Origin of the sequence: Agrococcus beijingensis (genome assembly GCF_030758955.1) — a bacterium.
Classification (GTDB): domain Bacteria; phylum Actinomycetota; class Actinomycetes; order Actinomycetales; family Microbacteriaceae; genus Agrococcus; species Agrococcus beijingensis.
In genome coordinates this window covers 2,727,542-2,743,589 of the sequence record NZ_CP132360.1, presented here as the reverse complement: position 1 = coordinate 2,743,589, position 16,048 = coordinate 2,727,542, and the positions used below count along the sequence as shown (strand labels likewise).

Genomic DNA, 16,048 nt, shown 5'->3' with positions numbered 1-16,048 from the left:
GCTCCATGCAGGAGCAGCGCGACGAGCAGGACCGCATTCCGGCCGAGCTGGACCCGTACTTCGAGCGCTTCGACGACGACCGGCCGCCGCGCACGATGGCGCGCCGGTTCCGGCCGCTGATCGTCGGCGGCGCGGCGCTGACGCTCGTCGCCATGGTGCTGCTGGTGACGCAGACGTTCTAGCGGCACCGCCGAGGACAGTCCGTTGGTCGCGGAGCCTCCCCCGCTGGTCGAGTAGCTCGCGCCTCTGGCGCGCGCGTATCGAGGCCCCTGCCGCACCGGTTCTCCACAGCCTTCTTTCCATGTCAGTGGCCCATGATGTGATGCCTGCATGGACGGTTTCGGGCTCGATGGCGAGGAGTACATCGCCGCGATCCGTGCTGGCGCGGTCGATCCGTTCGGGCAGTCGGCCGATGAGCTGCAGGCCTCGCTCGACGACTTCGATGCCGAGCTGACCCGTCGGATCCTGGCGATGACCGACGAGGAGGTCGCGGCGGGTNCGGTCGATCCGTTCGGGCAGTCGGCCGATGAGCTGCAGGCCTCGCTCGACGACTTCGATGCCGAGCTGACCCGTCGGATCCTGGCGATGACCGACGAGGAGGTCGCGGCGGGTGCGCAGCTGCCGCCGCTGCCGCGGGTGCCGGAGTCGGAGCTCGAGGAGCGGCTGCGCCAGGACACCGAGTTCGTGGCGCGCCTGCGGGCGATCGAGACGCAGTCGGCGCGCATGGAGGGCGAACGCCGTGCGCTGCTGGCCGCCCACATGCAGCGCGTCATCGACATGGCGGGCGACGCTGGCCCGAAGGTGAAGGACCCCCGTGGCCGCATAGGCTCACGAGACTTTCCTAGTAGACGAAGTTGCTGCCCGGCCAGCGCCTACCGGCGCTCCCTCTTCCCGCCGTCGGCCGAGACGGCCTCGGAAGGGTCTTCGCGAGAGCGCCTACCGGCGCTCCCTCTTTTCCCTCTCCTCGGCCGAGACGGCCTCGGCGAGTGCGCGGCGAAGGTCCGAAAGGACCTTCGCGAGAGCGCCTATCGGCGCTCTCTCTTTTCGCGCACTCGCATGTTGACCTGGATGGGCGAGCCCTCGAAGCCGTAGTCCTCGCGCAGACGACGCTCGATGAAGCGTCGGTAGCCCGGGTCGAGGAACCCGGTCGTGAACAGCACGAAGGTCGGCGGACGCGTCGTCGCCTGGGTCGCGAACAGGATGCGCGGCTGCTTGCCGCCCCGCAGTGGGTGCGGGTGGGCGGCGACGATCTCGGCGATGAACGCGTTCAGCTTGCCGGTCGGCACGCGCGTGTCCCACGAGTCGAGCGCGAGCTCGAGCGCCGGCACGAGCTTCTCGAGGTGGCGGCCGGTGCGCGCCGAGATGTTGACTCGCGGCGCCCAGGCGACGTGCGCGAGATCCTTCTCGATCTCCCGCTCGAGGTAGCGGCGGCGCTCGTCGTCGAGCTGATCCCACTTGTTGAACGCCAGCACGAGCGCGCGGCCCGACTCGAGCACGAGGTCGATGATGCGCACGTCCTGCTCCGAGACCGGCTCGGTGACGTCGATGAGCACGACCGCGACCTCGGCCTTCTCGAGCGCCGCCTGCGTGCGCAGCGTCGCGTAGAAGTCGGCGCCCTGCTGCAGGTGCACACGGCGGCGGATGCCGGCGGTGTCGACGAACCGCCAGACGCGCCCGCCGAGCTCGATCTGCTCGTCGACCGGGTCGCGGGTCGTGCCGGCCATCTCGTTGACGACGACCCGCTCCTCCCCCGCCGCCTTGTTCAGCAGGCTCGACTTGCCGACGTTCGGGCGGCCCAGCAGGGCGACGCGGCGGGGTCCGCCGAGCTCCTCCTTCGCGACCGCGGAGATCTCGGGCAGCGCCTTCATGGCGACGTCGAGCATGTCGGCGACGCCTCGGCCGTGCACGGCCGAGACGGGCAGCGGCTCGCCGAGCCCGAGGCTCCAGAGCGACGCGGCCTCCATGTCGCGGCGCGAGTCGTCGGACTTGTTCGCGACCAGGATCACCGGGCGGTTCGACGACCGCAGCATCCGCACGACGTGCTCGTCGGTCGAGGTCGGGCCGACGTTGACGTCGACGACGAACAGCACCGCATCCGCCAGATCCACCGCCACCTCGGCCTGCAGCGCCACCGAGCGGTCGATGCCGCGCGCATCGGGCTCCCAGCCGCCGGTGTCGACGACCGTGAACCGGCGCCCGTTCCACTCGGCCTTGTAGGAGACGCGGTCGCGCGTGACGCCCGGCGTGTCCTCGACGACCGCTTCGCGGCGGCCCAGGATGCGGTTCACGAGCGCCGACTTGCCGACGTTCGGGCGGCCGACGATCGCCAGCACCGGCAGCGCCGGCAGGATCTGGATGCCATCGGGGCCCGCCGCGGCGAGCTCGAGCAGGGCCGCGTCCTCCTCGTCGAGCTCGTAGTCGGAGAGCCCGGCGCGCAGCGCCGTGACGCGCGCCTCGTCGGTCTCGAAGCCGTCGCTCTCGGCGTCGACCGGCACCGCGGCATCCGGGTCGAAGTCGTCGTCGAACGTCTCGTTCGGGTTCTGGTCAGTCATGGCTCTCCTCGGTCGCGAGGCGGACGATCGCGTCGACCGTCTCGTCGAAGGTCAGATGGGTGGAGTCGACGACGCTGACGCCGTCTGCGGCGTTCAGGAAGTCGACCACTCGGGAATCGGAGGCGTCGCGAGCTGCGAGGCTCGCACCCACCTGGTGCTGGTCGCCGCCGACGTCGCCGAAGCGGCGGCGGATGCGGACCGCCTCGTCGGCGGTCAGCAGCACGCGCACGTCGGCGTCGGGCGCGACGACGGTCGTGATGTCGCGGCCCTCCGCGACGATGCCGGGGGCGGCATGGGCGATGATGTCGCGGAAGCGCACGTTGACGGCTTCGCGCGCGGCGATCGTGCGGGCGACCCCCGAGACGGCGCCCGAGATGCGCTCGGTGCGGATCGCCTCGGTCACGTCGTGGCCCTCGATGACGACGCGCTGCCCGGCGGCGTCGACGGTCAGCTCGAGCGAGTCGAGCGCGCCGAGGCTGCCGACGACCGTCTGCTCGTCGTCGGTGTCGCCGCCGCGCTCGAGGATCAGCCACGTCAGCGCCCGGTAGGCGGCGCCGGTGTCGAGGAACTGGAAGCCGAGCGCGCGCGCGACGGCACGAGCCACCGACGACTTGCCGCTGCCCGCGGGGCCGTCGATGGCGATGACGGTGGCCGACGCCATGCCGCTCATGCCACCACCTGCCAGCCGAGCGCCTCGAGCGCGTCGTGCAGGTGCACCACCGACTCGGGGAGCACGGTGATCTCGGCGACGCCGAACTGGGCGCCCTCGGCGTGGTCGAGCCGCACGTCCTCGAGGTTCACGCCCGCGTCGCCGATGTCGACCAGCAGGCGGGCGAGCTGTCCGGGCCGGTCGTCGACCCGCACCTGCACACGCGTGAAGCGCGTGTGCGTGCCGTGCTTGCCCGGCAGCCGTGCGACGCCCTCGTTGCCGGCACGCAGCGCATCCGCCACCGTCTTCCGGCTCCCGGATGCGTCCACGTCGTCGAGCGCGCCGACGAGCGTCGCGAGATCGGCCTGGAGGGCGCGCAGCTGCTCGACCACGGCCGGGGCGTTGGCGCCCAGGATCTGGATCCAGAGCGCGGGATCGGAGGCGGCGATGCGGGTGACGTCGCGCACGCCGCCGCCGGCGAGGCGCAGCGCCTCGTCGGGCGCGTCGACGAGGCGAGCCGCCATCAGCGACGAGACGAGCTGCGGCAGGTGGCTGACGATCGCGACCGCACGGTCGTGCTCTTCGGGCGTCGACTCGATCGGCACGGCACCCAGGTCGAGGATGAGGTCGTCGACGAGGCTGCCGCGCTCGTAGGAGATCGCGTCGTGGCCGGCGATCACCCAGGGGCGTCCGACGAAGAGGTCGCCGGATCCTGCGAGCGCCCCGGAGCGCTCCCTGCCGGCCATCGGGTGCGAGCCGAGGTAGCGGCTGATGTCGGCGCCGAGCTGCCGCAGCTGCGCGAGCGGCACGGCCTTGACCGACGCGACGTCGGTGACCACCGCATCCGGGAACGCCGCGAGCTCTGCGGCCACGACCTGCGCCGTGACGTCGGGCGGCACGGCGACGACGATCAGCTCCGGGGCATCGCCCTCGGCGGCCGCCCGCCCCGCGCCGTAGTCGGCGGCGAGCGCCATGGCGGTCGGCGAGGCGTCGCTCAGCTGCACCTCGACGCCGCGGGCGGCGAGCCCGAGGCCGATGGAGGTGCCGAGCAGGCCGGTGCCGACGATGCGCACAGGGCCGCGCAGTCGGTGGGTCACGAAAGGCTCCTTGGTTACGGCGCCGACCTCGCGAGAGTGAGGATGGCGCCGCGTTCCATGGTAGTGAGTTCGCGCACGTGCCCCGACCGCAGGGTGCCCAGGTGCAGCGGGCCGAAGGAGCGCCGCACCAGGTCGACGACCGGGTGCCCGACGTGGTCGAGCATGCGGCGCACGATGCGGTTGCGGCCCGAGTGGAGCGTCAGCTCGACCATCGAGAAGCCGCGCGAGGGGCTGCCGACGATGCGCGCCGCGTCGGCGTGGATCTCGCCGTCCTCGAGCTCGAAGCCCTGCAGCAGCTGCCGGATCACGCGCTGGTCGACCTCGCCGCGCACCTTGGCCACGTAGGTCTTCTCGACCCCGAACGAGGGGTGGGCGAGCACGTGCGCCACCTCGCCGTCGTTCGTGAGCAGCAGCAGGCCGCTGGTCTCGGCGTCGAGGCGGCCGACGTTGTAGACGCGCTCCTCGATCTGGTCGGTGAACTCGCGCAGGTCGGGCCGGCCCTGCTCGTCGGCCATGGTCGAGACCACGCCGGTGGGCTTGTTGAGCATCAGGTAGCGCTTCGAGACGTCGAGCTGCACGGCGGTGCCGTCGACCGTCACGCGCGCATCGGGGCGGATGCGTGAGCCCAGCTCGGTCACGACGTGGCCGTCGACCGTGATGCGGCCGGCGACGATCATGTCCTCGACGACGCGGCGGCTCGCGACGCCTGCTGCGGCGAGGACCTTCTGCAGGCGCTCTCCCTCTGCGGAGGGAAGGCTCTCGCCGTCAAGGCTCTCGCCCCGGGTGCGTGCGTCGTTCACAGCGTCAGCTCCTCTTCGCCGTCGGGCAGCAGCGGCGAGATCGGCGGGAGCTCGTCGAGCGAGTTGAGGCCCAGCTGCGTCAGCAGCAGCTCGGTCGTCTCGTAGTGGATGGCGCCGGTCTCGCTGTCGGCGAAGGCCTCGCGGATCAGCCCGCGGCCCAGCAGCGTGCGCACCACCGAGTCGACGTTGACGGCGCGGATGGCCGCGACCGCGCCGCGCGTGATGGGCTGCTTGTAGGCGATCACCGCGAGCGTCTCGAGCGCCGCCTGCGACAGCTTCGAGGGCGTCTGCGTGAGCACGAAGTCGGCGGCGTCGTCGTCGTAGGCGGCGCGCACGTAGATGCGCCAGCCGCCACCGACCTCGCGCAGCTCGAAGCCCCGCTCCGGGCCGGCCGGGCGGTCGCCGACCGGCTCGCCGTCGTAGTCGCGGCGGAGCGCCTCGATGGCGGCCTTCACCTGCTTCACCGGAGCCTGCAGCGCGGTCGCGAGGTGCACGGCGCCCTGCGGCTCGTCGGCGACCATCAGGATCGCCTCGATGCGGCGCTCGAGCGGGCGCGCGGACGCCGCCGAGGTGGCCGGCTCGGCCGCCGGCGCGTCGCGCCCGGCGCGCGAGTCGGCGGTCTGCTCGGCGGTGTCAGGCATGGTCATAGTCTGCCCCCAGCGCGACGAGGTCCTCGTCGCGGAAGTCGTGGCCGGTCCAGCTGATCGACAGCTCGCCGAGCGGCTCGAGCTGCTCGAAGCTGATGGCGGCGTGGCGGTAGAGCTCGAGCACGGCGAGGAACCGCGCGACGATGACGCCGCGCGTCGCCTCGCCGGCGATCAGCGCGCGGAACGTGGTCGTGCCCCGCTGCCGCAGCATCGAGACGATGTGCGCGGCCTGCTCGCGGATCGAGACGAGCGGCGCGTGCAGGTGCGCCAGGCCCACGGTCGGCAGCTCGCGGGGCGTGAGCGCGAGCAGCGCGAGCGCGGCGAAGTCGTCGGCCGACAGCGTCCACCTCAGCTCCGGCGTGCGCTGCCGGAACCGGTCCTCGAGCCGCACCGAGCGCGCGTGCCTGCTCGACTCGACGCCGATGCGCTCATCGACCCACGCCGCCGCCTGCTTGAACGCGCGGTACTGCAGCAGCCGTGCGAAGAGCAGGTCGCGAGCCTCGAGCAGCGCGACGTCCTCGCTGTCGACGACGTCGCCGGCGGGCAGCAGCGACGCGATCTTCAGGTCGAGCAGCGTGGCGGCGACGACGATGAACTCGCTCGCCTGCTCGAGCTCCTCATGGGTGTCGAGCGTGCGCACATAGGCGATGAACTCATCCGTCACCCGTCCGAGCAGGATCTCGGTGACGTCCATCGAACGGTTGCCGATGAGGGTCAGCAGCAGGTCGAAGGGCCCGTCGAAGTTGTCGAGCGCGAGCCGGAAGCCGCCGGGCTCGGCGACCTCCGCGTCAGGCGACGGCACGGTGTCGGTGGAGCACGCCGCCGTCAGGCGATCGCGCCGCGGGAGATCAGCTCGCGGGCGAGCTTGCGGTACGTCTCGGAAGCTGCGTGCTCGGGTGCGAACTGCGTCACGGGGATGCCCGCGACGGATGCGTCCGGGAACTTCACCGTGCGGCGCACGACGGTCTCGAGCACCGTGTCGCCGAAGGTGTCGACGACGCGCTCCATGACCTCGCGGGCGTGCAGGGTGCGGGCGTCGAACATGGTGACGAGGATGCCGTCGAGCTCGAGCGCCGGGTTCAGGCGGTCCTGCACCTTCTCGATGGTCTCCTTCAGCAGCGCGACGCCGCGGAGCGCGAAGTACTCGCTCTCGAGCGGGATCAGCACGCCGTGCGCGGCGGTGAGCGCGTTCACGGTGAGCAGGCCGAGCGAGGGCTGGCAGTCGATGAGGATCAGGTCGTAGTCGTCGGCGACCTTGCGCAGCACGCGCGCCAGGATCTGCTCGCGCGCGACCTCGTTGACGAGGTGCACCTCGGCGGCCGAGAGGTCGATGTTGGCGGCGATCACGTCGAGGCCCTCGACGGTCGTCTGCTGGATCGCCTCCTTCGGATCGAGGCGCGGGTTCAGCAGCAGGTCGTAGATCGTGAGCGCCTCGTGGTTGTCGACGCCCAGCCCGGCGCTCAGCGCGCCCTGCGGGTCGAAGTCGACCGCCAGCACGCGGCGGCCGTACTCGGCGACGGTGGCGCCCAGGTTGATGGTCGTCGTCGTCTTGCCGACGCCGCCCTTCTGGTTGCACATCGTGACGATGCGGGCGGGGCCGTGGCTCTTCAGCGGCGCAGGGCTCGGGAAGTCGCGCTCGGGTCGGCCCGTGGGCCCGACCGAAGGTGCCTCCATGCCGTCCAGGGTCTCGTTGCGCGTGCTCACGGCTCCGAGTCTAAGAACCTCCGGCGACATCGCCGGGAGGTCGCGACGGCGTGTATCTCAACCTCTGGTTGAGCCTCAACCGCCTAGGTTTGGCCCATGGACGACGCGGTGCGCGAGGCGGAGGACCACGAGCTCGAGGCGCTGGCGGCGCTGCGCTGGCGCTGGGTGCGCGAGACCGCCGACGAGGCGCTCCCCGAGCACGACGCGTACGTGACGGCGGCAGCCGCCTGGGCGCGCGGGCACCGCGACTCGCACGTGCCCTTCGTCGCGCTCGTCGACGACGAGATCGTCGGCATGGCATGGCTCGCCGTGCAGGCGCGCGTGCCCACGCCGCGCGCGCTCGATCGGCGCTCGGGCGACCTGCAGAGCTGCTACGTCGTGCCGGAGGCGCGCGGCCGCGGTCTCGGCACGAGGCTGGCGGATGCGGTGCTCACCCGGGCGCGCGAGCTCGGCCTCGAGCACGTCACGGTGCACGCCAGCCCGCGCTCGATCCGGGTCTACGAGCGCGCGGGCTTCCGCACGAACCCGCGAGCGCTCTGGGCGGAGGGCGCGGTCCCGGAGCGCTGACCCGCTTCCGGTACCCGGTTGTCGCCTGTGGTCGACTCGATCGGTAACCGGGTACCGGAGATCGGGCGGGGCTTCGGCGGACGGCGGGGTTTCGACTCGTGCAGCCGCCTCCGGCGGCGGCACGGCTCAACCATCGGAGGGAGCGGCGCACGGAGCGGCTACAGCGGGGGCATCGCGCTCAGCGCCCGCGGGTGCGCGGTCGTGTACATGTCGCGCAGCGTGTCGGCGGTGACGTGCGTGTAGATCTGCGTGGTCGCGACGGAGGCGTGGCCCAGCAGCTCCTGCACCACGCGCACGTCGGCGCCGCCCTCGAGCAGGTGGGTCGCGAACGAGTGCCGGAACGTGTGCGGCGAGACGTGCGCGACGCCCGCCTCCTCGGCGACGCGCTGGATGACCTCCCACGCCGCCTGGCGGCTGAGGCGCCCGCCGCGGGCGCCCAGCAGCAGCGCGGGCGTGCCGCGGCCCCTCGTCGCGAGCGCCGGCCGCCCCCGCACCAGCCACGCCTCGACCGCCGCGCGCGCGAAGGAGCCGATCGGCACCAGCCGCTGCTTCGCGCCCTTGCCGGTCACCCGCACGAGGCCGTGCGGGTCGTCGGGCGCCGGGAGGTCGTCGACGTCGAGCGCGATGAGCTCCGAGATGCGGGCGCCGGTGGCGTAGAGCAGCTCGAGCAGCGCCCGGTCGCGCAGCGCTGCCGGGTCTGCGGCGGCCGCCTCGTCGCCCGCGGCGGTCTCGAGCAGCCGCTGCATCTGCGAGACCGAGATCGCCGTGGGCAGCCGCGAGGGCAGCTTCGGCGGGCGCTGATCCTTCGCGACGTCGTCGACCGCCACACGCTCGTCGACCAGCCAGCGGTGCAGTGCCTTCACCGCGGAGAGGTGCCGCGCCACCGATGAGGCGGCGAGCCCGCGCTCGGCCAGCGCCGACCGGAAGGCCGCGACGTCCTCGCCCGAGATGGCGGCGGCATCCGTCACCTTCCGCTGCTCGAGCACCGCGAGATAGCCGGTCAGGTCGCGGCGGTAGGCGGCGACGGTGTGCTTCGAGAGCCCCCGCTCGATCGCGAGCTGGCGCAGCAGCCGCTCGACCGCCTGCGCCGGAGTCATGCGCTGCTCATGCCCGGCTCATGCCCGGTGCGCGTCGTGCCAGTCGAAGGGCACGTCGGCCGGGTGGGCCCGCAGACGCTGCGCCTGACGCTGGGCCGAGGCACCCCGCGCCCGCAGCTGCGTGACCGCGAGCAGCGCCGCCAGCAGCGTCGCGTTGTGGATGCGCATCGCGAGCGCCGCCTCGACGACCTCGTCGAGCGGCACCCAGCGGGCCTCCATCTCGGCCTCCTCGTGCTCGCGCGCGAAGGCGTCGGGCAGGTCGCGCAGGTCGGTGGCGAGGTAGACGCGGATGATCTCGGTCGAGCCGCCGCCCGTCGTCGAGATGTCGAGCAGCGTCTGCCAGCAACCGGCCTCGAGGTCGACCTCCTCGGCGAGCTCGCGCTTCGCCGCCGCGAGCGGATCCTCGCCGTGCACGTCGAGCAGGCCAGCAGGCAGCTCCCAGAGCGTGCCCCCGGCGGGGTGCCGGTACTGGTGCACCAGCATGATCTCGTCGGCGTCGTTCAGCGCGACCACGGCGACCGCCCCGGGGTGCACGATCACCTCGCGGCCGATGCGGTCGCCGCCGAGCTCGAACTCCTGCCGCTCGACATCCCAGATGCGCCCGTCGAACAGCCGCTCACGCGCCAGCAAGGGCCGTCGACCGAGCGCGTCGGCGAGCATCAGGCCGTCTCGTCGTCGGTCTCGTCGAACAGCTTCGACGCGCGCTGGCGGTCGAGGCTGGCGGCGACGAGGCCGCGGAAGAGCGGATGCGCGCGGTTCGGCCGGCTGCGCAGCTCGGGGTGCGCCTGGGTCGCGATGTAGAACGGGTGGCCGGGCATCTCGACGTACTCGACCAGCTTGCCGTCGGGCGACAGGCCGCTGAACGAGAGCCCCGCGGCCGCGATCTCGTCGCGGTAGGCGTTGTTGACCTCGTAGCGGTGGCGGTGGCGCTCGAACGAGACGGTGTCGCCGTAGAGCCGCGCCGCCAGCGACCCCTCGTCGAGCTTCGCCTCGTAGAGGCCCAGGCGCATGGTGCCGCCGAGGTCGCCGCCGTGGATGTGCTGCTCCTGCTCGGCCATCGTCGCGATCACCGGCGCTGGCGTCGCCTCGTCGAACTCGGTCGACGACGCGCCCTCGATGCCGGCGAGGTTGCGGGCCGCCTCGATGACCATGCACTGCAGGCCGAGGCAGATGCCGAGCGTCGGGATGTCGTTCTCGCGGGTGAACCGCAGCGCCCCGAGCTTGCCCTCGATGCCGCGGATGCCGAAGCCGCCGGGCACGACGATGCCGTCGAGCTCGCCCAGCTGCGCGGCTGCGCCCTCCGGGGTCTCGCAGTCGTCGGAGCGGATCCAGCGCAGGTTGACCTTCGTCTGGTTCGCGAACCCGCCGGCCTTGACCGCCTCGGTCACCGACAGGTACGCATCCGGCAGGTCGATGTACTTGCCGACCAGGCCGATCGTCACCTCGTGCTTGGGCTGGTGCACTGCGTCGAGCACCTGCTGCCAGTTCGTCCAGTCGACCTCGCCGGCGCTGAGGCTCAGCTGGCCGATGATGTAGGCGTCGAGGCCCTGCTCGAACAGCGTCGAGGGGATGTCGTAGATCGAGGGCAGGTCGATCGTGTTGATGACCGCCTCCTCCTCGACGTCGCACATGAGGGCGATCTTCTTGCGGTTCGAGTCGGAGACCGGCCGGTCGCTGCGCAGCACGAGCGCGTCGGGCTGGATGCCGATCGAGCGCAGCGTCGCGACGGAGTGCTGCGTGGGCTTGGTCTTCTGCTCGCCGGAGGCGCCGAGGAAGGGCACGAGCGAGACGTGCACGAAGAAGACGTTGGCGCGCCCGAGCTCGTGGCGCAGCTGCCGCGCCGACTCGATGAACGGCTGCGACTCGATGTCGCCGACCGTGCCGCCGATCTCGGTGATGATCACGTCGGGCTGCGGATCCTGCTCGGACTGCAGGCGCATGCGGCGCTTGATCTCGTCGGTGATGTGCGGGATGACCTGCACCGTGTCGCCGAGGTACTCGCCGCGCCGCTCGCGCTCGATCACCTTCGAGTAGATCTGGCCGGTCGTGACGTTCGCCGCCTGCGACAGGCTCACGTCGAGGAACCGCTCGTAGTGGCCGATGTCGAGGTCGGTCTCGGCGCCGTCATCGGTGACGAAGACCTCGCCGTGCTGGAACGGGTTCATCGTGCCGGGATCGACGTTGAGGTACGGATCCAGCTTCTGCATGACCACGTGCAACCCTCGCGCGGTGAGCAGATTGCCGAGCGAGGCGGCGGTCAGGCCCTTGCCGAGCGAGGAGACGACACCCCCCGTGACGAAGATCTGCTTGGTCACTTTGGCCGGGCCGCGCGCACTGAGGTTCACGGGCTTCGAGCCTATCCCACCGCTCGCGCATCTTCGAGCAACTCGCGGGCGTGCGCGAGCGCGGTGTCGGATGCGGTGCCCGAGAGCATGCGGGCCAGCTCGGCCAGGCGGTCGTCGCCCGTGACCTCCGACACCGACGAGGCGGTGATGCGGCCGTCGCTGCCCTTCTCGACCCGCACGTGGCTCTCGGCGAACGCGGCGACCTGCGCGAGGTGGGTGACGACGATCACCTGGCAGTGCTGCGCCAGCTGCGCGAGGCGCCGACCGATCTCGATCGCGGCAGCGCCGCCGACGCCGGCGTCGACCTCGTCGAACACCATCGTCGGCACGCTCTGGTCGGCCAGCTCGCCCGCCGAGAGCGCCACCTCGATCGCCAGCATGATGCGGCTCAGCTCGCCGCCCGAGGCGCCCTTCTGCACGGGCCTCGGCTCGGCGCCGGGGTGCGGCGCGAGCAGCATCGTCACGCGATCGTGACCGTCGGCAGTGAGATGCTCGGTCATCGCGACCTCGACATGGAGTCGCGCGTTCGGCATCGCGAGCGCGGCGAGCTCGGTGGCGACGGCCTGCTCGAGCGAGCGTGCCGCGGCCTGGCGCACGACGCTCAGCCGGTCGGCGATCGCGGTCGCGGCCTCGAGCCGGCTCGCCTCCTCGGCGTCGAGCCGCGCGAGCTCGTCATCGTCGCCGGCCAGCTCGGCGAGCCGCAGCGCGGCCAGCGGCGCCGCCTCGAGCGCCTCGTCGAGCGGGCGGCCGAGCCTCCGCTCCAGGCCGCTGAGGTCGGCGCGCCGCTGCTGCACCTCGTCGAGGCTGCGCTCGGGCCGGTCGAGGTCGTCGAGCGCCCGCACGATCGAGGCAGACGCCTCCTGCAGCAGCGCGTCGGCCTGCACGAGCATCTCGTGCGCCTCGCCGAGCGAGGCGTCGTCGCTGGAGGCGCGCTCGACGAGCTTGCGCGCGTGGCCCGCGAGCGTCACGGCGTCGGGCGCGTCGTCATCGCTCGCGAGCGCCGCGTGCGCCTCGGCGAGCTGCATCCGCAGCCCCTCGGCGTGCTCGAGGCGGTGCGCGAGCGTCGCGAGCGCGTCCTGCTCCCCCGGCTGCGGGTCGAACGCCTCGAGCTCCTCGAGCTCGTTGCGCAGGGCATCGGCCTCCGCCGCTCGCGCGTCATGGGCAGAGCGGATGCGCTGCGCCGTCTCGCGCGCGTCGGTCCAGGCCGCGTGCTCGGCCCGGTACTCGAGCAGCAGCTCGCGGAGCGGCTCCCCGGCGGCTCGGTCGAGCGCCGCCGCCTGGGCGTCGGCCGACCGCAGCCGCTGCTGGTCGGCCTGGCCGTGCACAGCGACGAGCCGGTCGGCGAGGCCGCGCAGCACGCCCGCCGGCACCGCGGCACCGCCTGCCTGCGCACGCGATCGCGCGGCGCCGTCGGGCCCGCGGCTGAGCGCGCGGCCCAGGATCAGCTCGCCGTCGTCGACGACGCCGCCGGCGTCCTCGACCTGCGCCACCGCATCCGCATCATCGACGAGCCAGACGCCCTGCACCGCCGCGCGGTCCTCGCCCGAGCGGATCACGCCGGCGTCGGCGCGCTCGCCGCGCAGCAGCGCCAGCGCCTGCACGACCATCGTCTTGCCGGCGCCGGTCTCGCCGGTGATCGCGGTGAAGCCGGCACCGAAGGGCACCCTCGCCTCGTCGATCACGCCCAGCGAGCGGATCGTCAGCTCGTCGAGCCGGGTCACGGCCGCGGCCGCCGGAAGCCCTCGACCGGCAGGTGGAACTTCGCCACCAGCCGGTCGGCGAACGGCGCGCGCGACAGGCGGGCGAGCCGCAGCGGTCGCTCGTCGCGGGTCGCCTCGACGCGCGTGCCCTGCGGCAGCTCGAACGAGCGGCGCGAGTCGCACCACAGCATGCCGTGGTCGGTGGAGTCGAGGGCGATCGTCACCGACATCGTCGAGGTGGGGGCGACCACCAGCGGGCGCGTGAACAGCGCGTGCGCGCCGAGCGGCACGAGCAGCAGCACCTCGGCGGTGGGCCAGACGATCGGGCCGCCCGCCGAGAACGAGTAGGCCGTCGAGCCGGTCGGCGTGGCCAGCAGCACCGCATCGGTGCCGAACGACGAGATGGGCCGGCCGTCGATCTCGAGCAGGGTCGAGATCATGCGGCCCGAGCCCGACTTCTCGACGGCCGCCTCGTTGATCGCCCAGGTCTGATGCAGCAGCTCGTCGCCGCGGAACACGCGCACGCAGAGCACCAGCCGCTGCTCGACCTCGTAGTCGCGGCGCAGCGCGCGCTCGACGACGTCGGCGACCTCGGCGACCTCGGCCTCGGCGAGGAAGCCGACGTGGCCCAGGTTGATGCCCAGCAGCGGCGCGTCGATGCTGCGCTGCAGCTCGGCGGTGCGCAGGATCGTGCCGTCGCCGCCGAGCGTCATGATCAGCTCGACCTCGGGCGCGACAGCCGGGTCGTAGGCCTCGACCGCGTCCAGCCCGTCCCGGCTGTCGAGCAGCGTGGCGCGGTCCTCCGGCAGCACGACGGGCACGACCCCCTCGACGATCAGCCGTGCGGCGATGGTGGCGGCCGTCTCGACCGCCTCCTCGCGGCCCGGGTGGAACACCAGCAGGAACCGGCGATCGGTCATCGCGCCTCCTTCGCCAGCCGTGCGGACTCGTCGAGCCATTCTGTCGGATTCGTGCCGCGCGTCGCCGACAGGTGCGCCAGGAACTCGAGGTTGCCGCGGGTGCCGACGATCGGGCTGCCGATGAGTCCGGCCGTGCCGAGCCCGGCGTCCCACGCCGCCCACAGCACCTGCTCGATCGCCTGCGCGCGCAGCCCGTCGTCGGTGACGATGCCCTCGCGCACGCCTCCCCTGCCGACCTCGAACTGCGGCTTGATCAGCACGATGAAGTCGGCGCCGGGAGCCGCGACCCCGAGCAGCGGCCCGATCGCGAGCGCGAGCGAGATGAACGAGAGGTCGGCGGTGACGAGGCTCGGGGCCGGGTCAAGCGAGCCCGGCTGCAGGTCGCGCACGTTGCGGCCCTCGAGCAGCGTGATCGGCAGCGCGTCGGCGTCGAGCTGGAACTGCCCGTGCCCCACGTCGAGCGCGGTCACGTGCGCGGCGCCGCGCGCCAGCAGCACCTGCGTGAAGCCGCCCGTCGAAGCCCCGGCGTCCAGCGCGACGCGACCCGACGCATCCACCCCGAACGCGTCGAGCGCCGCGAGCAGCTTGTGCGCGGCGCGCGAGACCCAGGCGTCGTCGCCCGCGATGGCGAGCTCGGCGGCGTCGTCGACCTTCAGGCTCGCCTTCAGCACGGTGCGGCCGTCGACCGTCACGAGGCCGTCGGCGATGCGCTGCTGCGCCTGGCTGCGGCTGCGGGCGAGCCCCCGCTCGACGAGCGCCTGGTCGAGGCGCAGCGCGTCAGGCACGCGGGTCAACCACGGACTGCCCCGAGCTCGGCCTGGAGCCGGTCGTGGATGCGGGCGAGCTGCTCGGCACGCGCCTCGAGCGGCTGCTGCTCGAGCAGGTCGAGCTCGTCGACGAGGCCGTCGGTGCCGTGCAGCTCGCCGCCCGGAGCGGTGTCCGGATCGGTCCCGTGCGCTTCGGTCATGCCTTCGAGGCTAGCGAATCGATCGCGGCCAGCTCGTCGGCGCGCGAGAGCCTGTGGGCGCTGGGCCGGTCGAGGCCCCGAGCGCGCTCGTCGGCGAGCACGTCCTCGAGCATCGCGCGGCGCGGCCGGTGCTCGCCGCCCGCCGCGCGGTAGCGGGCGCTCGATCGCTGCGCGTGCGACGCGACGCCCGCCGGCAGCACGAGCGGCAGCGCCCGCGGCCCCGCCCAGGAGCCGATCTCGAGCCGCTCCAGGTCGTCGTCGCCCGCCTCCACCAGCTCGCCGGTGTGCCCGGCCACCTCGCGCGCGGCCGCGATCAGCGCGTGGAGCGCGTCGTCGGCGCCCACGGCGTTCACCACGTCGCGGCGCATCGGTGCCACATCCACCAGGAACGCCGTCAGGTCGCGCACGTCGATCGTCTGCGTGGGCATGTCGCGCGCGGGCACGAGCACGGGCCCGTCGCCGGCGAGCGCGAGCCGCGACACCCAGTAGCCGAAGCGGTCGCTCTCGTCGCCGGGACCGCCGATCAGCCCGGGCCGCACGATCGCGAGCCGCTCCCCCAGCCGCTCGCGCGCCGTGCGCTCGATCCACGCCTTCGCGCCGCCGTAGTCCTCGCCCGTCTCGTCCTCGGGCACGAGCTCGTCATCCTCGTCGGCACCGACGGGCGCGCCCTCCAGCCGCTGCGCCGACACCGACGAGACGAAGGTCCAGTGCCGTGCGCGGTCTCCCAGCGCGTCGAGCGCGCTGCGCGCGTGCGCCGGCAGCCGCGTGACGTCGACGATCTCATCCCAGTCGCCGTCGAGCCCGCGGTAGGCGTCGTCGGCGTCGCGGTCGCCGACCACCAGCCGGGCGCCCTCGGGCACCGGGCCGCTCGCACCCCGCGCCAGGCACGTGACCTCGGCGCCTCGCTCGACGTGTCCCTCCGCGATGGCGCGCCCCAACCACCGGGTGCCCCCGAGCACGAGCACGCGCCGCTGCATGTCTGCCATCCCGCCACGGTAGCGTC

General features: G+C 73.0%; 17 protein-coding genes. 2 read left to right on the top strand and 15 right to left on the bottom strand.

What is annotated here, in order from left to right:
- Positions 1-5: 5 nt before the first annotated feature.
- A complete protein-coding gene (locus tag Q9250_RS13460) occupies positions 6-182 on the top strand; it encodes a hypothetical protein (protein WP_306232392.1) in 177 nt (58 codons plus the stop codon).
- Positions 183-1,025: 843 nt separating this feature from the next.
- Here Q9250_RS13460 and der read toward each other — a convergent pair.
- The 7 genes from der to Q9250_RS13425 are packed head-to-tail and all read right to left on the bottom strand — an operon-like array spanning position 1,026 to position 7,419.
- On the bottom strand, positions 1,026-2,552 hold the full coding sequence (gene der, locus Q9250_RS13455; RefSeq protein ID WP_306232390.1) for a ribosome biogenesis GTPase Der: 1,527 nt from the start codon (positions 2,550-2,552) through the stop codon (positions 1,026-1,028).
- The gene (gene cmk / locus Q9250_RS13450; RefSeq protein ID WP_306232389.1) at positions 2,545-3,222 is read right to left on the bottom strand and encodes a (d)CMP kinase; all 678 of its coding nucleotides are present in this window, start codon (positions 3,220-3,222) and stop codon (positions 2,545-2,547) included. The genes der and cmk overlap by 8 nt, the downstream gene beginning before the upstream one ends.
- Entirely contained in the window at positions 3,219-4,298 is a 1,080-nt protein-coding gene (locus Q9250_RS13445) for a prephenate dehydrogenase (RefSeq protein WP_306232388.1), read from the bottom strand. The genes cmk and Q9250_RS13445 overlap by 4 nt, the downstream gene beginning before the upstream one ends.
- A gap of 14 nt (positions 4,299-4,312) precedes the next feature.
- Entirely contained in the window at positions 4,313-5,098 is a 786-nt protein-coding gene (locus Q9250_RS13440) for a pseudouridine synthase (protein ID WP_306232387.1), read from the bottom strand.
- The gene (gene scpB / locus Q9250_RS13435; RefSeq protein ID WP_422665049.1) at positions 5,095-5,745 is read right to left on the bottom strand and encodes an SMC-Scp complex subunit ScpB; all 651 of its coding nucleotides are present in this window, start codon (positions 5,743-5,745) and stop codon (positions 5,095-5,097) included. The genes Q9250_RS13440 and scpB overlap by 4 nt, the downstream gene beginning before the upstream one ends.
- Entirely contained in the window at positions 5,732-6,547 is an 816-nt protein-coding gene (locus Q9250_RS13430; RefSeq protein WP_306232385.1) for a segregation and condensation protein A, read from the bottom strand. Before Q9250_RS13430 ends, scpB begins: the two co-directional genes overlap by 14 nt.
- Before the next feature lie 23 nt (positions 6,548-6,570).
- Complete coding sequence (locus tag Q9250_RS13425) at positions 6,571-7,419, bottom strand: ParA family protein (RefSeq protein WP_306234001.1); 849 nt, start codon at positions 7,417-7,419, stop codon at positions 6,571-6,573.
- A gap of 126 nt (positions 7,420-7,545) precedes the next feature.
- On the opposite strand from Q9250_RS13425, the gene Q9250_RS13420 reads away from it, so the two are divergent.
- Positions 7,546-8,016, top strand: a complete 471-nt coding sequence (locus Q9250_RS13420) for a GNAT family N-acetyltransferase (RefSeq protein WP_306232383.1) — start codon at positions 7,546-7,548, stop codon at positions 8,014-8,016.
- A 158-nt stretch (positions 8,017-8,174) separates the two neighbouring features.
- On the opposite strand, the gene Q9250_RS13415 is transcribed toward Q9250_RS13420, so the two are convergent.
- From Q9250_RS13415 to Q9250_RS13380, 8 genes are read right to left on the bottom strand one after another with little or no spacing between them, the layout of a single operon-like run.
- A complete protein-coding gene (locus Q9250_RS13415; RefSeq protein ID WP_306232382.1) occupies positions 8,175-9,113 on the bottom strand; it encodes a site-specific tyrosine recombinase XerD in 939 nt (312 codons plus the stop codon).
- Between the two features lie 18 nt (positions 9,114-9,131).
- Positions 9,132-9,773 carry an NUDIX domain-containing protein gene (locus Q9250_RS13410; RefSeq protein WP_306232381.1) on the bottom strand — a complete coding sequence of 214 codons (642 nt, stop codon included), beginning with the start codon at positions 9,771-9,773 and terminating at the stop codon, positions 9,132-9,134.
- Positions 9,773-11,458, bottom strand: coding sequence for a CTP synthase (locus Q9250_RS13405; protein WP_306232379.1), 1,686 nt, complete (start codon positions 11,456-11,458; stop codon positions 9,773-9,775). Before Q9250_RS13405 ends, Q9250_RS13410 begins: the two co-directional genes overlap by 1 nt.
- Positions 11,459-11,469: 11 nt before the next feature.
- On the bottom strand, positions 11,470-13,179 hold the full coding sequence (recN, locus tag Q9250_RS13400; protein WP_306232378.1) for a DNA repair protein RecN: 1,710 nt from the start codon (positions 13,177-13,179) through the stop codon (positions 11,470-11,472).
- Entirely contained in the window at positions 13,176-14,078 is a 903-nt protein-coding gene (locus tag Q9250_RS13395; RefSeq protein ID WP_306232376.1) for an NAD kinase, read from the bottom strand. The genes recN and Q9250_RS13395 overlap by 4 nt, the downstream gene beginning before the upstream one ends.
- A complete protein-coding gene (locus Q9250_RS13390) occupies positions 14,075-14,863 on the bottom strand; it encodes a TlyA family RNA methyltransferase (protein WP_306232374.1) in 789 nt (262 codons plus the stop codon). The genes Q9250_RS13395 and Q9250_RS13390 overlap by 4 nt, the downstream gene beginning before the upstream one ends.
- Before the next feature lie 5 nt (positions 14,864-14,868).
- Entirely contained in the window at positions 14,869-15,045 is a 177-nt protein-coding gene (locus Q9250_RS13385) for a hypothetical protein (RefSeq protein WP_306232373.1), read from the bottom strand.
- Positions 15,042-16,031, bottom strand: a complete 990-nt coding sequence (locus Q9250_RS13380; RefSeq protein WP_306232372.1) for a Rossmann-fold NAD(P)-binding domain-containing protein — start codon at positions 16,029-16,031, stop codon at positions 15,042-15,044. The genes Q9250_RS13385 and Q9250_RS13380 overlap by 4 nt, the downstream gene beginning before the upstream one ends.
- Positions 16,032-16,048 lie beyond the last annotated feature (17 nt).